Source organism: Bacillus sp. FSL M7-0003 (assembly GCF_038628485.1).
Lineage (GTDB): Bacteria > Bacillota > Bacilli > Bacillales > Bacillaceae > Bacillus > Bacillus safensis.
On record NZ_CP152024.1, the window covers coordinates 1,374,048 to 1,392,164 of the forward strand.

Below are 18,117 nucleotides of genomic sequence, written 5' to 3' on the forward strand. Positions count from 1 at the left end.
TCATGAAAATTACAGAACTACTCACGAAGCATACCATTAAGCTTCAATTAGACAGCCAGCAGAAAGAAGCAGTCATTGAAGAGCTGGTCACTGTTTTAGATACAGCAGGCAAGTTAAATGATAAAGAGGGCTACAAAGAAGCTGTGATCAATCGTGAAAAACAGAGCTCTACTGGTATTGGCGAAGGAATTGCCATCCCGCACGCTAAAACAGCGAGTGTAAAAGAGCCTGCTATTGCATTTGGCCGCTCAACTGCTGGTGTAGATTATGAATCACTAGACGCACAGCCGAGTCATCTTGTCTTTATGATTGCCGCAACTGAAGGCGCAAACAACACGCACTTAGAGGCACTTTCTCGTTTATCCACACTTCTTATGCGTGAAGAAATTCGAAAGCAGCTCCTTGAAGCGGCGACTGAAGATGAAATCATTGAGATCATCAATACACATGATCAAGATGATGAAGAAGAAGAGGAAGTTCAAGAGGAGCCGGCTGCAGAAGGAAAGCCTGCTAAAATTTTAGCGGTAACCGCTTGCCCGACAGGCATTGCCCATACATTTATGGCAGCAGATGCTTTGAAAGAAAAAGCAAAAGAAATGGGCGTTGACATTAAAGTTGAAACAAACGGCTCTGGCGGTATTAAACATGCCCTTACAGCAAAAGAAATTGAAGAAGCACCAGCCATCATTGTGGCAGCGGACAAGCAAGTAGAAATGGAACGCTTTAAAGGCAAGCATGTCATTGAAGTCCCTGTAACAGCTGGTATTCGCCGTCCACAGGAATTAATTGAAAAAGCAATCAATCAAGATGCGCCGATTTATAAAGGTTCAGGCGGCAGTTCTTCTAAAGAGGAAAATGAATCATCTGGCAAAGGAAGAAGCGGATTTTACAAGCACTTAATGAGTGGTGTAAGTAACATGCTTCCATTTGTTGTCGGAGGCGGTATCCTTGTTGCGATTTCATTCTTCTGGGGCATTAACTCAGCAGATCCTAAGGACCCTTCATTTAATTCATTTGCAGCTGTCTTAAAAGGAATTGGCGGCGATAATGCGCTTGCCTTAATCGTTGCGGTATTAGCTGGATTTATTGCCATGAGTATTGCAGATCGTCCAGGTTTTGCGCCAGGTATGGTCGGTGGTTTTATGGCGTCAGCAGCAGGTGCAGGGTTCTTAGGCGGATTGATTGCTGGTTTCCTAGCAGGTTACATTGTTGTGCTGCTCAAAAAAGTATTCACATTCGTACCGCAGACACTCGACGGGATTAAACCGGTTCTGCTGTATCCATTGTTCGGTATTTTCTTCACAGGCATTATCATGCATTATATTGTCAACACACCAGTGAAAATGGTGATGGACGGATTAACACATTGGCTTGAATCATTAGGTACGGGAAACCTTGTCTTAATGGGTATTATTTTAGCTGGTATGATGGCAATTGATATGGGAGGCCCAATTAACAAAGCGGCTTACACATTTGGTCTTGCGATGATTGCTGCTGGCAACTATGCACCGCATGCTGCGATTATGGCAGGCGGAATGGTTCCACCACTAGGTATTGCACTTGCAACAACGATCTTTAGAAATAAGTTCTCAAAACGTGACCGTGAAGCAGGGATTACATGTTACTTCATGGGAGCTGCCTTCATCACGGAAGGAGCGATCCCATTTGCGGCGGCAGATCCTCTTCGTGTGATTCCTTCAGCTGTTATTGGTGCAGCAGTTGCTGGCGGATTAACGGAATTCTTCAGAGTGACGCTTCCTGCACCGCATGGCGGACTATTTGTTTTCTGGGTAACAAATCATCCAGTTCTTTATATCATCAGCATCTTAATCGGTGCCGTTGTGACAGCGATTTTACTGGGTATTTTGAAAAAACCAGTCAGACAAGAAGCGTAATGCAGAAGAGAAGCATCGTGTAAAACGGTGCTTCTTTTTGTTTAATTATCAGTGAATTAGGAAAAAATATCTAATTAGATGGTTGTCTTGTGAATTTTTAAATGACATATGATAAAGTAAAGTTATTCAATTCACGTTTCAAGTCTTTTAGCAGAAAGTCTTAGGAGGAAGCAGTATTTTGAACGAAGAAAACAAACAAAACGAAAATGAAATTCAATCTGATGCGAAGCAAGCCAAAACAGAGAAGAAAAGTTCACTGTTTGAATGGATCAAAGCCATTTTAATCGCACTTGCGCTCGTCTTGCTCATCCGTACGTTTATATTTGAACCGTATGTGGTGGAAGGAGAGTCAATGGAACCGACACTTCATGACGGGGAAAAGCTGTTTGTCAACAAAACCATTAACTATCTCGGTGGTGTGAAACGCGGTGACATCGTGATTATTAATGGAAAAGATGGTCAGAAGATTCATTATGTCAAACGGTTAATCGGCCTTCCAGGTGATACGATTGAAATGAAGGATGATACGCTTTACATTAATGGAAAAAAAGTAGATGAGCCTTATTTAAAAGAGAACAAGGCGCATGCGAAAGAGTATGAAGTGCATTTAACTGGAGATTTTGGTCCAGTAAAAGTACCGAAAAACGATTACTTTGTGATGGGGGACAACAGACTCAATTCTATGGACAGCCGAAATGGACTTGGCCTCATTGAAAAGGATCGGGTTGTCGGGACATCAGAATTTGTTTTCTTCCCATTTGGCGATATTCGACAGACAAAATAAAAGCACCTTCTCATGGGCAAGAGAAAGGTACTTGAACGAGCGACCCTTACAGAAGGGTCGTTTTTAATTTGGTGTGAGCACCGTCACAATGATCACAATCGCAAGAACAGAAGCGAACACAGATCCGGTAATGGCTAAAACGGATCGAAACAATCCGATCTTTTGGTTTTCTTTTCCCCGCTTTTGTAAAAAGCGTTTGGAAAAGATGTGAACCAGTGTGTAAATGAGGACAAGCCCAATATAAAGGCCAAAGTCCCTCGCATTAAAGCCTGTTGCAGATAAATAAATGCCCATAAAGAAAATCAATAAACAGTATTCCATCAGTGTGAGTAATCTCAAATCGCCCGAACTCCTTCAATCAATCATTCCCGTTTATTATATCATAATAGACAAAAAGCCTTCGTTCTTAGCGAGAGACGTTTCTATCAAACGTTATTCATGTTATACTTCATAATGATGAATGAGTGATGGAGGATTAATAAATGATTGCAGTAAATAATGTTAGTTTGCGCTTTGCTGATCGTAAACTATTTGAAGAAGTAAATATTAAATTCACTCCTGGCAACTGCTACGGATTAATTGGTGCCAATGGAGCTGGTAAATCAACGTTCCTAAAAATTCTTTCTGGCGAAATTGAGCCTCAAACGGGCGATGTTCATATGAGTCCTGGCGAGCGTTTAGCGATTTTAAAACAGAACCACTTTGAATACGAAGAGTTTGAAGTGCTGAAAGTCGTCATCATGGGTCACAAACGTCTATATGATGTGATGCAGGAGAAAGATGCGATCTATATGAAACCTGATTTCTCAGATGAAGACGGGATTCGTGCAGCAGAACTTGAAGGTGAATTTGCCGAATTAAACGGCTGGGAAGCTGAAAGTGAAGCAGCGATCCTATTAAAGGGTCTTGGCATTCCAGAAAGCCTTCAATCGAAGAAAATGTCTGAGCTTGGCGGTTCGGAAAAGGTAAAAGTACTTTTAGCTCAAGCTTTATTTGGCAAGCCTGACGTTCTTCTTCTCGATGAGCCGACGAACCACTTGGACTTACAAGCAATCCAGTGGCTCGAAGAGTTCCTCATTAACTTTGAAAATACCGTCATCGTCGTTTCGCATGATCGTCATTTCTTAAATAAAGTATGTACTCATATTGCGGATCTTGATTTCGGAAAAATCCAAGTATATGTCGGTAACTATGATTTTTGGTATGAGTCCAGCCAGTTAGCGCTGAAACTAAGCCAAGAAGCAAATAAGAAAAAAGAAGAACAAATTAAGCAGCTTCAAGAATTCGTTGCCAGGTTTAGTGCGAACGCTTCTAAATCGAAGCAAGCGACATCAAGAAAGAAATTGCTTGATAAAATTTCTTTAGATGACATTAAGCCGTCTTCACGTAAATATCCGTATGTTCATTTTGCACCAGAGCGCGAAATCGGAAATGATGTCCTTCAAGTAGAAGGTCTATCAAAAACAATTGACGGTGTAAAAGTACTGGATAATGTCAGCTTTATTATGAACCGCGAAGATAAAATTGCGTTCTTAAGCCGTAATGAGCTTGCTGTGTCCACATTATTTAAAATTCTTGCTGGTGAAATGGAGCCAGACAGCGGATCATTTAAATGGGGCGTCACAACGTCACAAGCCTTTTTCCCGAAAGACAATAGTGAATACTTTGAAGGAAACGATGTTGATCTCGTGGATTGGCTCCGTCAATATTCTCCGAATGATCAAAGCGAAAGCTTCCTGCGTGGTTTCTTGGGACGTATGCTTTTCTCTGGGGAAGAAGTGAAGAAAAAAGCAAGTGTCTTATCAGGAGGAGAAAAGGTTCGTTGTATGTTATCAAAAATGATGCTGTCTGGAGCGAATATATTGCTGCTGGATGAGCCAACGAACCACTTAGACCTAGAATCCATTACAGCGCTGAATAACGGTCTCATGAGCTTTAAAGGAGCCATGCTCTTCTCATCTCATGACCATCAGTTTGTTGAAACAGTCGCAAACCGGATTATCGAAGTGACGCCAAATGGCATCGTCGATAAACAAACAACATATGATGAGTTTTTATCAGATCAAGACATCCAAAAAAGACTTGAAGAGCTTTACGCATAACACAAAAAAGACATCCAAATGTGGATGTCTTTTTTTTGATTAAATCGCCCAGTTTCCATTTCGGAAGATCGGTTCGCGTTTCCCGTCTTTTGTGATTCCGTCAATATTCATTTCCTTTGAACCAATCATAAAATCAACGTGTGTAATACTGCTGTTCACACCCGCAGCATCCAATTCCTCTCGTTTCATTTCTTTTCCGCCTTCGATATTAAACGCATATCCGCTGCCGATGGCAAGGTGATTTGATGCATTTTCATCGTAAAGTGTATTGTAATAAAGAATATTTGAGTTAGAAATTGGTGAATCATCTGGTACGAGGGCAACCTCACCTAGATAATGAGAGCCTTCATCTGTTTCAACGAGAGATTTTAAAATATCTTCGCCTTCTTTTGCTTTCACATCCACAATCCGGCCGTTTTCAAAGGTTAATGAAAACTCATCAATGATGTTTCCAGCATAGCTGAGCGGCTTTGTGCTTGAGACTGTCCCGTTTACACCGTCTTTTTTCGGTACGGTAAAGACTTCTTCTGTCGGCATGTTGGCCATGAACGAAACGCCGCGTTCACTTACGCTGCCAGCACCTACCCAAATATGCTGCTCTGGAAGCTCGATCGTTAAGTCTGTGCCAGGTGCTTCATAATGAAGCTTGTGGTAGTGGCGTTCATTGAGTATTTTGACCTTTTCGTTTAATGACGCATCGTGCTTTTTCCAAGCCTCAACTGGATCTGCTTGATCAGCGCGTGCGACTTTAAAGATTTGATCCCACAATAACGTGACAGCTTCTTCATCTGTATGGTCAGGGAAAATCTTTTTCGCCCATTCTTTTGATGCAGCACCTACGACTGTCCAAGCGACTTTGTCAGATTGAACGTATTGACGATATGTATGTAGTGCTGAACCAGCAGCTTTTTGCTGTGCAGCGATTTTTTTCGAATCAATGCCTCGCAAAAGGTCAGGGCTTTCTGACAGGATGGTAATAAAAGCGCCTCCGCGTTTTGCGATGGTTTCCATCATCTGTGCTTCCCATTCAGGGAATTGCTCAAATACATCTTGCGGTGCATGTTCATACTTTAAACGGGTGAGAACACCATCACTCCAGCGGATATGTACGTTTTTTGCCCCGCGCTCGTACGCGTGTTTTGCTACAAGACGAACAAGATGTGCAGATTCAGTAAATGCGGATACAACGACTTCCTGCCCCTTTTGTACATTCACACCGACTTCAACGATGGTCTTCGCATATTGATCTAGTTGTTTTTCAAATGAACTCATAAAAACCCCTCCTTTAGTCATGTTCATCATATCAGATTTATGACCGAAAAGGAAAATGGGGAGCCCGTTTAAAGCCAAAATAAAAAAGCCGCTTTCGTGCGGCTTTTTTAGCGGTTCAGTTGTTTCACAGGCTGTGCATTAGAAGGCGGCATATGTGAAAACGACAGGCTCATTCCTCCTAAAATAATACCCGTTAAAATGACTGTGACAACGACCCGTTTACCTAAATCAAGCAACATGTTCTTCCTCCTTCACGTTTATCCATTTCTCACGATATGATCGAAATGACAAAAAAAGAAGTAGAACAAGAAGATTATTTTAAAGTTTTTTGCAATTTGTCGATCACTTCTAATGAACGACCTGTTCCAATTGCAACAGATTCAAGGGGATTGGCTGCAATATGGACTGGAACAACAATCTCTTGAGAAAGCCATTCTTGTATTCCATTTAAAAGAGCGCCTCCGCCAGTTAAAATGACGCCGCGGTCTACAATATCTCCGCTTAGCTCTGGAGGGCTGTCCTCTAATGTGGCACGGATCGCTTCTAAAATATGAAGAAGTGATTCACGCATGGCTCCTTGAATTTCATGAGAGACAAGTGTGATCGTTTTTGGCAGACCTGTCACAAGATCGCGCCCGCGCACTTCTAATGATTCAGGCTCATGCTCAATGAGACCATACCCAATTTCCATTTTCACCTGCTCGGCAGTCCGTTCACCGATTAATAGGTTATATTTCTTTCTGACAAACGTAATGATATCTTCATCCAGCTGATCGCCGCCAATTCGGATCGAATGACAAGAGACAACGCCGCCAAATGAAATGATTGCAACTTCTGTTGTTCCGCCGCCAATATCGACTACGACGTTCGCAACAGGCTCGTCTACCGGAAGATCAGCACCGATTGCAGCTGCAACAGGTTCTTCAATTAAATGCACATGTTTTGCTCCGCAGTTTTTCACAGCATCGCTGATCGCGCGGCGCTCAACAGCTGTTGAACCAGAAGGTGTACATACAACGACAGTTGGCTTTCTGAAGGTAAACCCGATATTTTTTCCTGCTTTTTTCATGATTTGTTTAAGTAAATCTGTTGTCATATCATAATCAGCGATGACACCGTCTTTCATCGGACGGATCGCAACAATTTTCCCAGGTGTTTTCCCGATCATTTCTTTTGCTTCTGATCCGACGGCAAGTACAGTCTTTGTTTCTGTATCAACTGCTACGACGGACGGTTCATTTAAAATAATTCCCTTATTTTTACTATAAACCAATATGTTAGCTGTTCCTAAATCAATTCCAATTTCGGCATTTTGAAACATGTTTTCACCCAATCTCTATTTTTGCTGTTTTAAACAATTTTACATTTAAAAGTTCAGAGGGTTGATGTCATTTGTGGGGGTTTGTGATCACCTTGAAATGAATCTGTAAAATTCAAGTATCATTTTGACAATCACAATAAATTTTCCCTTTGTTTTTTCTTTTATGAAAAAAATTTTTATAGAGGAGAAACCTTTTAAGAATCTCTTACGTCTACGATATATCAATTGGTGAAAAACAGATTGATCTTGAGCTAATGAAAGAAAGAGGGAACGAAATTGAAATCTATCGGAGTCGTAAGAAAAGTAGACGAACTAGGGCGTATTGTGATGCCAATCGAATTGAGAAGAGCACTTGATATCGCTATTAAAGACAGTATGGAATTTTTTATAGATGGAGATAAAATCGTCTTGAAAAAATATCAGCCAGAGGGCGTTTGTCTCATGACTGGTGAGATTACATCAGAGAACCATGAATATGGAAATGGTCAAATTACATTAAGCGCTGAAGGCGCAGAACTGCTGTTAAAAGAGCTGCAAGAAGCTCTTCAGAAGTAATCAAAATAGCCTGCTCTCTTCCTTTGTGCTGAGAACAGGCTATTTTTTCTTTAAAAAAGTTCCTTAAAAATGCCCCATCTCCCTCAAAAAATAAGTGGAAAATGGTACAATTGACAAAGAATCTCAGGGCGGCAGGTGGAATCATTTGAACAAAACATATCAAGTGCGGATCGTGTTATCTGTTCTTGCATTTATCTTAATCATAAGCTGGGATTTCTTTTATTATCTAGGCGGCTATCAAATTAATTGGCCGCTCGATCTAGCCTTTACAGTCGTTGTGTTAGCAGGGATCTGGATTGTCTCAGGATATGTAGACCGCTTGAATTTACTTGTGTCAGATCTAAATAAGAGAGAAAAAGAAGCACACGAACTGACAGAGCGGCTGAATCGAATTACAGATAACTTGCAAGAAATTGTCTTTGAAACAGATGAAAAAGGGCACATCATCTTCTTAAATCAAGCATGGAAACAAATGACCGGCTATGACATAGATGAATGTCTAGGTACGATGTACAATCAGTACTTTGATCAAGAAGAAAGAGTTATTCAGCATTTGTCATCTGTCATCAAAGAGCATAAAGATTCAGGGCGGATCGAGCTGCAGCTTCTTCATAAAGAGGGAAAGAAAGTATGGGGAGACGTTCATTATAAGCTCTACTTTGATGAGCAGCACCAGTTTACTGGAGGTATTGGAACAGTTGCAGATATTACAAAACAAAAGCTGGCAAAGCTTGAACTTGAAAGATCAAATCAACAAGTGCAAATGCAGGCGCAAAAGTTAGCCGTTGCAGGACAAATAGCTGCTGGAATCGCCCATGAAGTCAGAAATCCGCTGACCTCAGTAAACGGCTTTTTGCAGCTGATGAAAACACAATATCCTGAAAGAACCGATTATTTTGACATTATCTTTTCCGAAATTAAACGGATCGATTTTGTTTTAAGTGAGCTGCTTGTGCTGGCAAAGCCGCAGTCGGTCCATTTTCAAGAAGTTCAGCTTCATGGACTGTTAGAGCAGGTCATTACATTGCTGAAAACCAATGCAGTCCTTTCGAATATTGATCTCAAACAGCCATTTAAAAAGCAGGATGCCGGCGCTATATTAGCAGACGCTAATCAAATGAAGCAGCTGTTCATTAATTTAATCAAAAATGCCATTGAGGCAATGCCCGAAGGCGGCAGCATATACATATCAACAGAAAAAGTGATGAACGAATGGAAAATTACCATTCAAGATGAAGGAAAAGGGATGTCTGAAGAGGATATTCAGAAAATATATGATCCTTTCTTCTCTACGAAAACAGAAGGGACGGGACTTGGCCTCACCATCTGTGCAGCGATTTTAAAAGATCATCACGGTAGGATGGATGTGGTCAGTGAGCTGGGAAAAGGTACAGCTTTTCATATCTATTTACCCGTGTGGCAAAAATGCAGACAGCAGCAAGGCGAGAGGACGTGATTTCATGAAGGTGAAAGCTTTATTTGTATATGGGACGCTTTTGCAGCATGAAGAGCACCACGAGGCGTATATGAAAGATAGCAGGCCATTAGCTAAATCAGCTTGGATCAGCGGCAGAATCTATGATACAGGTCAAGGATACCCTGCGTGCGTTCTAGAAGAGAAAAGCACAGTATATGGAGAATTGTACGAGGTAACCGCAAGCACGCTGAATAAGATAGATTTTCTTGAGGAAGGGTATGACAAGCAGGTGGTCGATGTCATGACAGACCAAGGGCTGGTGGCGGCTGTTACATACACTTTACCAAAGCAGAAGGCATCATCTCTGAAGGAGATCGAGAGCGGCTGCTGGAAGGAATATAGACTGTGGCAGCAGAAGCCGGCATCCTTCTATTATTTTGCCTATGGCTCCTGTATGGATGATGCAAGATTTAAACTGGCAGAAGTTGATCATTATTTTAAACAAATCATCGGCGGCGGTGCTCTGAACGGCTTTACAACTAGATTTACGTTGGTGAGGCCTGATGGATCAAGAGCAGATATGGTAGAAGACGGCGGAGAAACAGAGGGCGTTTTATATGAGGTTCCTTTTGATGCCATTCGATATTTGTACAAACGAGAAGGCGTCTATGAGGGCACATATCGTCCAGCTTTTGTCGATGTCAAAATAGGTGATCAAATATATGCAGACTGTTTAACCTTTCTAGTTCTTCAAAAGAGCGATGAAATTGCTCCGCCAGGTCATTACCGCAGTGAAATTGAAAAAGGAGCAGATCTTTACTTAAGTGAAGCGTTCCGCAAAAAAATTCGCTCGCATATGGATTCGTTAATCAAACCGTAGTAAAATGCATGGTAAGTGAGATAAAAGGAGTCTGAACATGAAAAAGGAATATGCAGTCATTGGTCTTGGACGCTTTGGCGGGAGTATTTGCAAGGCGCTGAGCGAAGAAGGACTTGAAGTCATGGCCATGGATATGAATGAAGATCGAGTGAACGAATACGCGAAAATTGCCTCACATGCGGTGATTGGTGATTCGACGGACGAATCTGTTTTAAAAAATCTCGGCATTCGCAATTTTGATCATGTCATCGTTGCGATTGGTGAAAACATTCAGGCCAGTATTTTAACGACGATCATGCTGAAAGAGCTTGGCGTCAAAATGGTCACAGTAAAGGCGCAGAACGACTACCACGAAAAGGTACTAAATAAAATTGGGGCTGACCGCATCGTTCATCCAGAGCGGGACATGGGCAGACGAATTGCACATAAAATCATCTCCAATAACGTATTAGATTATCTTGAGCTGTCAGATGAGTACAGCCTCATTGAAATCGTTGCCAACAGCAGGCTTGCAGGGCATTCTCTTCTAGATCTCGATATTCGAGCGAGATATGGCATTAATATTGTGGCGATTAAGCGTGGAAAAGAAGTGATTGTTTCACCGCTCGCAGATGAAATGATTCAAAAAGAAGATATTCTGATTGTCATTGGGGCAGTAGCCGATATTGGACGCTTTGAAAAACGAGAAATGCAGAACGATTATTAAACACCCTGGGCGGGGTGTTTTTTTATATGATTGTGTACACATGAGGTGGACAGTGAAGAGGGAAGAAGACATTTAAAAGGGCTGTTTTGTTCTGCATAAACAGCTAAAGTCAATCATCATATTATTCATGCAATTATCACTATTCAGAAATAAAAATCAGTCTTTTTATCTGGATGATTTTCTCTAAATGTCATTGACTGGGCAAACAGATTCGTTTACGATAAGAAACATTATATTGTTTACTTGGAGGAGGCAGTGTCGTTGGATAAGGAGCTTTTCAGACATCAAATTGAAGTAGCTGCAAAGAGAAAAAAAGCAGCCCTAGTGATTAAACATGCGAAGGTTATGGACGTGTTTAACCAGGAATGGCTAGACGCTGATGTCGCTGTTGAAAATGGACAAATAGTAGGGATTGGAGAGTACGAGGGAGAACAGGAGCTGGATGCAGCAGGTCAAATGCTTGTACCCGGTTTTATTGATGGCCACGTTCATATCGAGTCCTCTATGGTGACCCCTGCTGAATTCTCCAAAGCTGTCGTCCCGCGCGGTGTGACAACTGTCGTAACAGACCCGCATGAAATTGCCAATGTGTCAGGGATCACAGGCATCCGTTTTATGCTGGAAGAAGCGAGAAAAGCTGCCTTAAATATTTATTTCATGCTGCCATCCTGCGTACCGGCAGTTAGTTTTGAGCGATCAGGTGCTGTTTTAAAAGCGAAAGATTTAAAGCCTTTGTATCAAGAGAAAGAGGTACTTGGTCTTGCCGAGGTGATGGATTACGTCGGTGTGGAGCAGGCTGAAGAAGATATGCTTCAAAAACTGCTTGATGCTCAAAATGAGAATAAATTGATTGATGGCCATTTAGCAGGCTTAACGGACCGATTAATAAACGTTTACCGCACAGCTAGTGTCCAAACAGATCACGAGGTAACAACAGCCGGCGAAGCCCTTGAACGTGTAAAACGAGGCATGTATGTCATGCTGAGAGAAGGCTCTGTTGCCAAAAACGTGAAAAACGTTTTACCAGCTGTGAATGAAAAGAATGCGAGACGTTTTTTCTTTTGTACCGATGATAAACATTTAGATGATTTAATGGCTGAAGGAAGTATAGATGAACAAGTACGTATGTCTATAAAAGAAGGGTTAGACCCATTTTTAGCGTATCAAATGGGAAGTTTAAACGCAGCGGAGTGTTTTGGCCTCAAAACAAAGGGAGCCATTGCGCCAGGCTTTGATGCTGATTTTATGCTTGTCTCTGATCTTCATCAAGTAGACATCACCAGCGTATTTATTGCAGGAGAATTGGTGGCGCAGCATGGAGAGTACAAGCCAAGTGTCGAAAAAATTGCACCAAGTCCAGCCTTATTACAATCTGTTCATGCTATAGACGTTCAAGAGCAAGATCTGTCTCTGCCTATCACAGCTCATCAAAAAATGAATGTCATCCGCATTATTCCAAATCAGCTAGAAACAAAATTAGAACGCATCTCTCCATCAGAAACGAACGGACAATTCACTAGTGATACAGAAAGAGATGTATTAAAAATGGTGCTTGTTGAACGCCATCAAGGCTTATCTGAAATGGGGATAGGGGTTGTCAGCGGCTTTGGATTAGAAAAGGGCGCAATTGCAACAACGGTTGCGCATGATTCTCACAATTTAATTGCGGTTGGCACAAATGATGCTGATATCGTGAAAGCCATTGACGCATTAAAAGAAGCAGGGGGCGGTTTGACGGTTGTCAAAGAGGGCCAGTCTCTTCATACGCTGCCATTACCGATCTCTGGTTTACTTTCAGATCAGCCGGCGCATCTTGTAAATGAAAGCCTTCATGCACTCCATGAAGCGTTGAAAGAAACAGGCTTTACTTTAGATTTTAATCCATTTTTGACGCTGTCCTTCTTGGCACTCCCAGTCATTCCTGATGTGAAAATGACGACAAAGGGTTTGTTTGATGTCAGAAGCTTTCAGCATCTCCCAATTCAATCATAAAAAGAGAGAAACCGCATATGTATATATGCGCTTTTTTCAATGAATGGTGAAAAAAGAGACACAGCCAAGCGGCTTGTGTCTCTTCTTGTGATTACACTTCCATAATAATCGGTAAGATCATTGGACGGCGTCTTGTTTTTTCATAAAGGAAAGGTGCAAGGGTGTCAGTAATTTCGTTCTTAATTTCAGACCACTGAGTTGTCTTACGTTCCATTACTTTTTCAAGATGCTTTGAAATTAGATCCTGTGCATCGTTGATCAGGTCTCCAGATTCTCTCATGTAGACAAAACCTCTTGAGATCAAATCAGGACCAGCAGAGATTTTGAATTCTTTCATGTCCATGCTGACGACTACAATAACAAGGCCCTCTTCAGAAAGAATGCGGCGGTCTCTTAAAACGATGTTTCCGATATCGCCAATGCCGCTTCCGTCGATATACACGTTGCCTGATGGAATTTTGCCAGCGACACTAGCTTCGTCACCTTTCAGTGCAAGAACTTCACCGTTATCCATGATAAAGCAGTTTTCCTCAGGGATGCCGCAATCATTCGCAAGTTTGATATGCGTTTTTTGCATGCGGTATTCACCGTGAATCGGCATAAAGAATTTTGGTTTAATTAAACGGAGCATGAGTTTTTGTTCTTCTTGTCCGCCGTGACCAGATGTATGAATATTATTAAGCGAGCCATGAATGACCTCAGCGCCGGCACGATAAAGCTGGTTAATGGTGCGGCTTACGCTAATATTGTTACCTGGGATTGGTGAAGACGAGAAGACAACAGTGTCTCCAGGGTTAATGGAAATCTGGCGGTGAGTACCGTTCGCAATACGAGAAAGAGCTGCCATCGGTTCACCCTGGCTTCCAGTACAAAGAATGGTCACTTTGTTTGCTGGAAGGCGGTTGATTTCATTATGTTCAATAAACGTGTTTTTTGGACATTTAATATAGCCAAGATCTTGTCCAATATCAATAGCAGACTCCATACTGCGTCCAAATACAGCGACTTTTCTGCCGTTGGCAACAGCAGACTCAATCACTTGCTGAAGTCTGTGAATGTTTGAAGCAAACGTGGCAAAGATGATGCGTCCATCGACTTTTCTAAAGATGTCATCAATGCTTTCACCTACGCGTCTTTCAGACATCGTAAATTCTGGGATTTCACTATTTGTACTATCAGATAAAAGACAAAGGACGCCTTCTTTTCCGATCTCAGCCATTTTGGTTAAATTGGCAGGCTCGCCAACAGGAGTAAAGTCAAACTTGAAATCACCTGTATGTACGATGTTACCAGGAGGTGTCTTGACGACAATTCCATAAGAATCTGGAATACTGTGAGTCGTTCTAAAGAAAGACACAGCTGTTTTTCTAAATTTAATGGTATCTTCTTCTTCAAAAATATGAAGTTTTGTTTGTCTCAAGAGACCGTGCTCTTCCAATTTATTACGAAGTAGGCCGATTGCGAGTTTGCCGCCGTAAACTGGAATATTCACTTGCTTGAGAAGGTAAGGGATACCGCCGATGTGGTCTTCATGTCCGTGAGTGATGAAAAGACCTTTGATTTTATCTTCGTTTTTAACTAAGTACGTATAGTCAGGGATGACGTAGTCAATTCCAAGAAGCTCGTCTTCAGGAAACTTAATACCTGCATCAATTAAAATGATTTCATCTTGAAATTGAACGCCATACGTGTTTTTACCGATCTCGCCTAAACCGCCGAGCGCAAAAACTGCCGCCTGATCGTTTTTAACAAATTTCATTCCTCTCATAGCTCCAATACTTTAAAATTTTCACTTTCTCGTTCATAGTCTAAAAAAGCACCGTCTACAGGCTGAATGAATTCAATGTTGTAGTTATGTTTTTTCAACTTATCGCGTACGTCTCTTTCAGAAACCGCTTCAACGTATAGTGAATCTGTGTGTTCTCTTACAGGTACCTCAGTAGTACTTGCCTGAAAAAATACCTTATATATCATCCAAATCTCTCCTTAAATACCGTATGTTACACTCGCTTATTCTATTATATTAAAAAAACGCGCATAAGAAAAGTCTCTGAGAAAAAAGGACCTTCGGCAAATGTGCGGAAGATCCCTTTAAGCAATCGATTTTTTGCGAAGCATGTCCTTCCATTGTCTTCGAATTTTCTTACGCAGACGACGAAGCATCACATGCCGCCTCCTTTCGGGTTGAAGTAAGCTTAACCAGCGTGTTCCGGTCTCTCTATATACTTGTATTATATGATGTTTCTATTGAATGTTACATGGTTATATGTGGGAAATAGGCGCTTTCAAAAGGAATAGGTTTCGAAAGCGGAAATCTTTCTGTATGATGAAAGGGAGTGTGTATACATAACGAAGAGCAGGAGGGCGAGATATGAATAAAAAAGTCATCTTCTTTGATATCGACGGTACTTTATATGACCATGATAAAAATATACCTGAGTCAACGAAGCGAGCGGTTCATTTATTAAAAGAAAAAGGTCATCATCTCTTCATTGCATCTGGGCGTTCTCCTTTTCTGATTCGGCCTATTTTAGAAGAATTAGGGCTTGATTCATTCATTGCTTATAACGGTCAGTATGTCATGTATGAGGGAGACGTTATTTACGGCAATCCGCTGAAGCAGGAGCTGATGGAGCGGATCTATGAGACAGCGGATCGTCATGATCATCCGCTTGTTTTTATGGGAGAAGAAACGATGAAGGCGTCTGTGCCGAATCATCCGTTTATCCATGAAGGAATCGGTACTTTAAAAACCGAGCATCCTGAGCACGATGTATCTTTCTTTAAAGAAAACGACATTTTTCAAATGCTGTTATTTTGTAAGGCAGAAGAGGAAGTGGAGTATAAGGCATTCCGCGAAGAAATTGACCTTGTCAGATGGCATGAGCTGTCAACAGACGTTCTGCCAAAAGGCGGATCAAAAGCTGAAGGAATCAAACGAGTCATCGAAAGACTTCCTTACGATCAAAAGGATACCATTGCCTTTGGAGACGGACTGAACGATAGAGAAATGATTTCGTTTGCTGGAACAGGCGTGGCGATGGGAAATGCTGTGAGTGAACTGAAAGCATTGGCTGATTTTGTGACAAAGCCAGTAGATGAGGACGGCATATTCCATGCAGTGACCCAGCTTGGCCTCATTGAAGAATAAAAAAGAAGACCCTTAGATCGACGGGTCTTCTTTTTATGTCATGATCTGCCGATCGCAACAGAGTTTTCTGGCTCAGCGAATGGCTGATCCTTTTGAATATGATCATAAAACATAATGCCATTTAAATGGTCAATTTCGTGTTGAAAGACAATGGCAGGGAACCCTTTTAGACGGATATCAATGTCCTCTCCTTCAAGCGTAGTGGCCTTGACCCTGATTTTTTGATATCGAGGAACAAATCCAGGGATGGCTTCATCAACTGATAAGCAGCCTTCACCAGTCGCTAAATAAGCTCTTTTGACTGAATGACTGACAATACGCGGGTTGAACAGAGCATAGCTGTATTCTTCTCCGTCTTCATCCTCACAGTGAACAGCGATCATTCGTTTACTAATATTGATTTGCGGAGCTGCCAATCCAACGCCGGGTCTTAGTCCGTATTTTTCAGCAATGTCAGCATCCTGACTGTTTTTGACGAATTCGATCATGTCAGCTAATTGCTGTTTTTCCTCTTCTGTCGGCGGGAGCTCGACCGCTTGAGCTGTTTGTCTTAAGACGGGATGTCCGTCCCTTACGATATCATCCATGGTAATCACAAAACTTCACTCCTATTTCCTTTGTATGTAAAGTATATAAAATGATACACAACATATGCAATGAAATAAAGAAGACCGGTCCTATGAGACCGGTCAGAGGCTTAAACAGCCTTAGCAGCAGCCACCGCCGCCTAAGAATGCTGCGCCAACGATAATTAATAGGATGAAAAGCACAACGATTAAAGCGAATGTACGTCCGCCGCCGTATCCGCATCCGTATCCACCGCCATAGCTTGGGTAACAACAGCCGCCGCCATATCCACCACCGAATCCATACCCGTAACCGCCGTATCCACCATACATACTTCCATGACTATAATTAGACATACTTTTGACCTCCTTTGGAAATACACTTGGCCTCTCATAAGTGAAGGCGAAGCGTGTAATATAAACTATGTATGAATGCACTATTTGTATAGTCATGCGCCTATTGCTTGAAAAAAATCTTCTCCGCCTCATTTGACTGACCTCTTTCCTTGTCACAAACGTCTATAAAAATTATAGTGGTATGTGGAGATGTAAAGGGGGACCTTGTCATGAGACAGATGAAAAGAAGCATGAAAGCAGGTGCTGCTTTAGCGGGGATATGTACCCTTTTGCTGACAGGGTGCGGAGGTCAAAGTCCGTTCAATGATATGCAGGACGCAATGACGAAAATGAGTGAAAAAGAAGCATCCTTCGAAAAAGAGCAAGGTACACTGCAAAGCTATGAAGAAAAAGAGCAGAAGCTGTATAAAAAAATGATTCAAACAACAAAGGACCATACAAAAACAGTGGAAAGCCTTTCTGATCAGGCGTTAGCATCGGCAGCGAAACGAGAAGAACATTTAAAAACAGAAAAAGACAGTATGGATGAATCGAAAAAAGAATTGAAAACGGTAAAGGAATCTGCGGCACGATTGCAAGATGCGGAGTTAAAAGAGAAAGCAGCTCAAACGGTCAAATCGATTGAGAAACGATATGCGTCATATGATCAGCTTTACAAGGAGTATCAAAAGGCGCTGAAACAAGACCAGCATTTGTATCAATCTTTGAAGAAAAAGGATCTAGGGTATGAAGAGCTGAAGTCAAAGCTGAAGACCGTGAATCGTTCATATAGCAAAGTTAGAAAAGAAAGTAAGAAGTTCAATCGATATACAGATCAATTGAATGATCATAAAAAGGCTTTGTATAATGCGGCAGATCAAGAGTCGAAAAAGAGCTGAAAAACAGCTCTTTTTTTATTTTTCGACAAAAACAAACATTTTCTATTGTAGTACAGCAGTACACTCTATACTAGTACAGATTAGGTTGTTTGTTAAACAGATTGATACAGTTCACCATAAAAAGTAAAGCGAATACATTTATTTAAATAAAGCCGTTAAATCAATTGACGGACTATTTTTCTTGTTGTAAACTATTCCTTGTTAACAGAAGTTGTATTAGTTTTTTGTGAACTATCGTTAA

Annotated in this window: 18 protein-coding genes; 10 read left to right on the forward strand and 8 right to left on the reverse strand. The window is 41.5% G+C overall.

What is annotated here, in order from left to right; genetic code table 11:
* The first annotated feature begins 2 nt into the window (after positions 1-2).
* Positions 3-1,895 carry a PTS fructose transporter subunit IIABC gene (locus MHI23_RS06985; protein ID WP_024424741.1) on the forward strand — a complete coding sequence of 631 codons (1,893 nt, stop codon included), beginning with the start codon at positions 3-5 and terminating at the stop codon, positions 1,893-1,895.
* A gap of 211 nt (positions 1,896-2,106) precedes the next feature.
* On the forward strand, positions 2,107-2,679 hold the full coding sequence (gene lepB, locus MHI23_RS06990) for a signal peptidase I (protein WP_029706712.1): 573 nt from the start codon (positions 2,107-2,109) through the stop codon (positions 2,677-2,679).
* A gap of 63 nt (positions 2,680-2,742) precedes the next feature.
* Here lepB and MHI23_RS06995 read toward each other — a convergent pair whose 3' ends face one another.
* A complete protein-coding gene (locus MHI23_RS06995; RefSeq protein ID WP_024424743.1) occupies positions 2,743-3,018 on the reverse strand; it encodes a hypothetical protein in 276 nt (91 codons plus the stop codon).
* 143 nt (positions 3,019-3,161) lie between these two features.
* On the opposite strand from MHI23_RS06995, the gene MHI23_RS07000 reads away from it, so the two are divergent.
* A complete protein-coding gene (locus MHI23_RS07000) occupies positions 3,162-4,781 on the forward strand; it encodes an ATP-binding cassette domain-containing protein (RefSeq protein ID WP_024426884.1) in 1,620 nt (539 codons plus the stop codon).
* Between the two features lie 39 nt (positions 4,782-4,820).
* On the opposite strand, the gene MHI23_RS07005 is transcribed toward MHI23_RS07000, so the two are convergent.
* The 3 genes from MHI23_RS07005 to mreBH form a co-directional block, all read right to left on the reverse strand.
* A complete protein-coding gene (locus tag MHI23_RS07005; protein ID WP_024424744.1) occupies positions 4,821-6,053 on the reverse strand; it encodes an aminopeptidase in 1,233 nt (410 codons plus the stop codon).
* 107 nt (positions 6,054-6,160) lie between these two features.
* Positions 6,161-6,292, reverse strand: coding sequence for a protein YkpC (locus MHI23_RS07010; RefSeq protein ID WP_003210922.1), 132 nt, complete (start codon positions 6,290-6,292; stop codon positions 6,161-6,163).
* 74 nt (positions 6,293-6,366) lie between these two features.
* Positions 6,367-7,374, reverse strand: a complete 1,008-nt coding sequence (gene mreBH / locus MHI23_RS07015; RefSeq protein WP_024424745.1) for a rod-share determining protein MreBH — start codon at positions 7,372-7,374, stop codon at positions 6,367-6,369.
* Between the two features lie 276 nt (positions 7,375-7,650).
* Here mreBH and MHI23_RS07020 point away from each other — a divergent pair, with 276 nt between their 5' ends.
* The 5 genes from MHI23_RS07020 to ade all read left to right on the forward strand — a co-directional run bounded on the left by MHI23_RS07020 (position 7,651) and on the right by ade (position 12,924).
* Positions 7,651-7,929: an AbrB/MazE/SpoVT family DNA-binding domain-containing protein gene (locus MHI23_RS07020; RefSeq protein WP_024424746.1), complete on the forward strand. Its 279-nt coding sequence runs from the start codon at positions 7,651-7,653 to the stop codon at positions 7,927-7,929.
* Positions 7,930-8,074: 145 nt separating this feature from the next.
* Entirely contained in the window at positions 8,075-9,385 is a 1,311-nt protein-coding gene (locus MHI23_RS07025) for an ATP-binding protein (RefSeq protein ID WP_024426886.1), read from the forward strand.
* Positions 9,386-9,389: 4 nt separating this feature from the next.
* A complete protein-coding gene (locus MHI23_RS07030; RefSeq protein ID WP_034623312.1) occupies positions 9,390-10,226 on the forward strand; it encodes a gamma-glutamylcyclotransferase family protein in 837 nt (278 codons plus the stop codon).
* Between the two features lie 37 nt (positions 10,227-10,263).
* Positions 10,264-10,932 (forward strand): TrkA family potassium uptake protein, encoded by a 669-nt coding sequence (locus MHI23_RS07035; protein ID WP_008345123.1) that lies wholly within the window; start codon positions 10,264-10,266, stop codon positions 10,930-10,932.
* Positions 10,933-11,193: 261 nt separating this feature from the next.
* Positions 11,194-12,924, forward strand: a complete 1,731-nt coding sequence (ade, locus tag MHI23_RS07040; RefSeq protein ID WP_342492399.1) for an adenine deaminase — start codon at positions 11,194-11,196, stop codon at positions 12,922-12,924.
* Positions 12,925-13,015: 91 nt separating this feature from the next.
* Here ade and rnjA read toward each other — a convergent pair whose 3' ends face one another.
* Positions 13,016-14,683 carry a ribonuclease J1 gene (gene rnjA, locus MHI23_RS07045; protein WP_012009818.1) on the reverse strand — a complete coding sequence of 556 codons (1,668 nt, stop codon included), beginning with the start codon at positions 14,681-14,683 and terminating at the stop codon, positions 13,016-13,018.
* A gap of 5 nt (positions 14,684-14,688) precedes the next feature.
* Positions 14,689-14,898: a DNA-directed RNA polymerase subunit epsilon gene (locus MHI23_RS07050; RefSeq protein ID WP_008345114.1), complete on the reverse strand. Its 210-nt coding sequence runs from the start codon at positions 14,896-14,898 to the stop codon at positions 14,689-14,691.
* 397 nt (positions 14,899-15,295) lie between these two features.
* On the opposite strand from MHI23_RS07050, the gene MHI23_RS07055 reads away from it, so the two are divergent.
* The gene (locus MHI23_RS07055; protein ID WP_024426890.1) at positions 15,296-16,075 is read left to right on the forward strand and encodes a Cof-type HAD-IIB family hydrolase; all 780 of its coding nucleotides are present in this window, start codon (positions 15,296-15,298) and stop codon (positions 16,073-16,075) included.
* 38 nt (positions 16,076-16,113) lie between these two features.
* Here MHI23_RS07055 and def read toward each other — a convergent pair whose 3' ends face one another.
* Both def and MHI23_RS07065 read right to left on the reverse strand, forming a co-directional pair.
* Complete coding sequence (gene def / locus MHI23_RS07060) at positions 16,114-16,671, reverse strand: peptide deformylase (RefSeq protein WP_224426296.1); 558 nt, start codon at positions 16,669-16,671, stop codon at positions 16,114-16,116.
* 111 nt (positions 16,672-16,782) lie between these two features.
* The gene (locus MHI23_RS07065; protein ID WP_029706718.1) at positions 16,783-16,974 is read right to left on the reverse strand and encodes a YjcZ family sporulation protein; all 192 of its coding nucleotides are present in this window, start codon (positions 16,972-16,974) and stop codon (positions 16,783-16,785) included.
* 233 nt (positions 16,975-17,207) lie between these two features.
* Here MHI23_RS07065 and MHI23_RS07070 point away from each other — a divergent pair, with 233 nt between their 5' ends.
* Positions 17,208-17,876 (forward strand): YkyA family protein, encoded by a 669-nt coding sequence (locus MHI23_RS07070; RefSeq protein ID WP_342492400.1) that lies wholly within the window; start codon positions 17,208-17,210, stop codon positions 17,874-17,876.
* Positions 17,877-18,117: the final 241 nt, after the last annotated feature.

Coding starts and splice junctions, on each gene's coding strand:
- MHI23_RS06985 (WP_024424741.1), top strand. CDS start 3: ATGAAAATTACAGAACTACTCACGAAGCATACCATTAAGCTTCAATTA.
- MHI23_RS07000 (WP_024426884.1), top strand. CDS start 3,162: ATGATTGCAGTAAATAATGTTAGTTTGCGCTTTGCTGATCGTAAACTA.
- MHI23_RS07005 (WP_024424744.1), bottom strand. CDS start 6,053: ATGAGTTCATTTGAAAAACAACTAGATCAATATGCGAAGACCATCGTT.
- MHI23_RS07010 (WP_003210922.1), bottom strand. CDS start 6,292: ATGTTGCTTGATTTAGGTAAACGGGTCGTTGTCACAGTCATTTTAACG.
- mreBH (WP_024424745.1), bottom strand. CDS start 7,374: ATGTTTCAAAATGCCGAAATTGGAATTGATTTAGGAACAGCTAACATA.
- MHI23_RS07030 (WP_034623312.1), top strand. CDS start 9,390: ATGAAGGTGAAAGCTTTATTTGTATATGGGACGCTTTTGCAGCATGAA.
- MHI23_RS07035 (WP_008345123.1), top strand. CDS start 10,264: ATGAAAAAGGAATATGCAGTCATTGGTCTTGGACGCTTTGGCGGGAGT.
- rnjA (WP_012009818.1), bottom strand. CDS start 14,683: ATGAAATTTGTTAAAAACGATCAGGCGGCAGTTTTTGCGCTCGGCGGT.
- MHI23_RS07050 (WP_008345114.1), bottom strand. CDS start 14,898: ATGATATATAAGGTATTTTTTCAGGCAAGTACTACTGAGGTACCTGTA.
- MHI23_RS07055 (WP_024426890.1), top strand. CDS start 15,296: ATGAATAAAAAAGTCATCTTCTTTGATATCGACGGTACTTTATATGAC.
- MHI23_RS07065 (WP_029706718.1), bottom strand. CDS start 16,974: ATGTATGGTGGATACGGCGGTTACGGGTATGGATTCGGTGGTGGATAT.
- MHI23_RS07070 (WP_342492400.1), top strand. CDS start 17,208: ATGAGACAGATGAAAAGAAGCATGAAAGCAGGTGCTGCTTTAGCGGGG.